This is a genomic window from Halorubrum sp. Hd13 (genome assembly GCF_002252755.1).
Taxonomy (GTDB): Archaea; Halobacteriota; Halobacteria; order Halobacteriales; family Haloferacaceae; genus Halorubrum.
Genome location: NZ_NHOY01000023.1, coordinates 1 through 1,598 on the forward strand (window position 1 = coordinate 1; position 1,598 = coordinate 1,598).

A 1,598-nucleotide genomic window follows, 5' to 3' on the forward strand; every position below is an offset into this window, starting at 1 on the left:
GCCCACCCTCTCCCGCTCCGCCCGCCGTTCCCTCCGCTGACCGCCCCGGAGTACCACCCGCCCGACGCCTGTCGGTTCCCGCGTCGGCCTCTCGCCGCGATTCGCGACCGCTACCGGCGACGTTTTCCCCCGGCCCGTCGGACTGTCACCCATGACCTGCGAGATCCTCCTCACCAACGACGACGGGATCGACGCCGTCGGGATCCGTGCGCTCTCGGACGCGCTCTCGCGCGAGTACGACGTGACGGTCGTCGCGCCGAAGCAGAACCAGTCCGGGGTCGGCGGCACTCGCTCGTGGTGGGAGACCACCGTTGAATACGCGGAGAAGGACGCCGGCTACGCGGTGGAGGGGACGCCCGCCGACTGCGTCGCCGTCGCCGAGGTGGCGCTCGGGCTCGACCCCGACGTCGTCGTCTCCGGCTGCAACCACGGGCCGAACATCGGCGCGCACATCCTCGGGCAGTCCGGGACGGTCGGCGCCGCGATGGAGGCCGCCTTCCTCGGCACGCCAGCGATCGCCGTCTCGCTGTACGACCGGGGGAACCTCCCCGTGCCGCCGACCCTGGACGCCGACGACTTCGCGCTCGCCGCCGACGCGGTGCTCGATCTGCTCGACCGCACGGAGTTCGACGGGAGCGACCGAGACGGGACCGGAGCGGCGCTCCCGTTCGGCGCCGACGTGCTGAACGTCAACGCGCCGGCCGCGGACGACGAGGCCGCCGCCGACCCGACCTACCGGCTGACGGAGCCCGCGCGCGGCTTCGACGTGATCGAGTTCCGACCGGGCGAGGAGGGGCCGGAAGACGAGAACGTCCCCGAGGGGTGGGAGTTCGGCGAGCGGCGCGGCGAGATGGGGATGGAGCTCCGCGACCGCTTCTGGCGAGAGTTCCTCCGCGGCGACGTCGCCGACGATCCGGGATCGGACCGGCTCGCGGCGGTGGAGGGCGAGGTGAGCGTCTCGCCGCTGTCGTCGTCGCGGTCCGTCGCCGTCGACCGCGCGGGCGAGGTCGTCGCCGTCGGCGCCGAGCCGTCCGCGCGACCGGACGGGGACTGAGGTCTGACGCGGTCCCGGGGGCTGTCTGTTTCTACCGCCGCCGTCCCGGCCGCCGCGAGCCGCCGGTGAACTGGTCGGCGAGCCGGCCGAGGTACCACACGAGCAGCACTCCCAACAGGACCCCGCCGCCGAGGGCGGCGAGCAGTTCCAGCGGCGTCGGGTTCCACTGGAGGGCGATGAGAGGCGGCGAGACGGCGACGAGCACCAGGAATCCGACCTTGATCTTCCGGTTCCCCGCGTCGCGCTCCGCGTCCGACATGGGTCCTACCACGCCGATCCCTCCGCCGGCCGGAGGGGGCGTCGAGTCGCTCCCGTGTTCATGCGTCACCCACGGCGCGACGCGATATCAAGCCGGCGAACCGCGGCGACGGGCCGCACAGATCGCACACGTAATCGGCTCACGCCTAATAAGCGTCTCGACCGTTTACGCCCGTCTCGGGCCGCTCTTTCCGTCCGCTCGCCGTGAACGGTCTCGGTCGTTTAAGTCCGTCCGCGCGCAGATTTTAGACACCCCTACCCGCGGAGCCCCCTTCCGCGGCGGGGG

The 1,598-nt window shown here is 72.5% G+C and carries 2 protein-coding genes; one reads left to right on the top strand and one right to left on the bottom strand.

The window, feature by feature from the left end:
* The first annotated feature begins 151 nt into the window (after positions 1 to 151).
* Positions 152 to 1,054, top strand: coding sequence for a 5'/3'-nucleotidase SurE (gene surE, locus DJ81_RS03220; RefSeq protein ID WP_094588435.1), 903 nt, complete (start codon positions 152 to 154; stop codon positions 1,052 to 1,054).
* 31 nt (positions 1,055 to 1,085) lie between these two features.
* Here the strand turns inward: surE and DJ81_RS03225 are convergent, their stop codons facing one another.
* Positions 1,086 to 1,313 carry a hypothetical protein gene (locus tag DJ81_RS03225; protein WP_094525622.1) on the bottom strand — a complete coding sequence of 76 codons (228 nt, stop codon included), beginning with the start codon at positions 1,311 to 1,313 and terminating at the stop codon, positions 1,086 to 1,088.
* Positions 1,314 to 1,598 lie beyond the last annotated feature (285 nt).

What these genes read in the sequence shown, in the direction of transcription:
- surE (WP_094588435.1), top strand. Translation starts at nt 152, where the DNA reads ATGACCTGCGAGATCCTCCTCACCAACGACGACGGGATCGACGCCGTC.
- DJ81_RS03225 (WP_094525622.1), bottom strand. Translation starts at nt 1,313, where the DNA reads ATGTCGGACGCGGAGCGCGACGCGGGGAACCGGAAGATCAAGGTCGGA.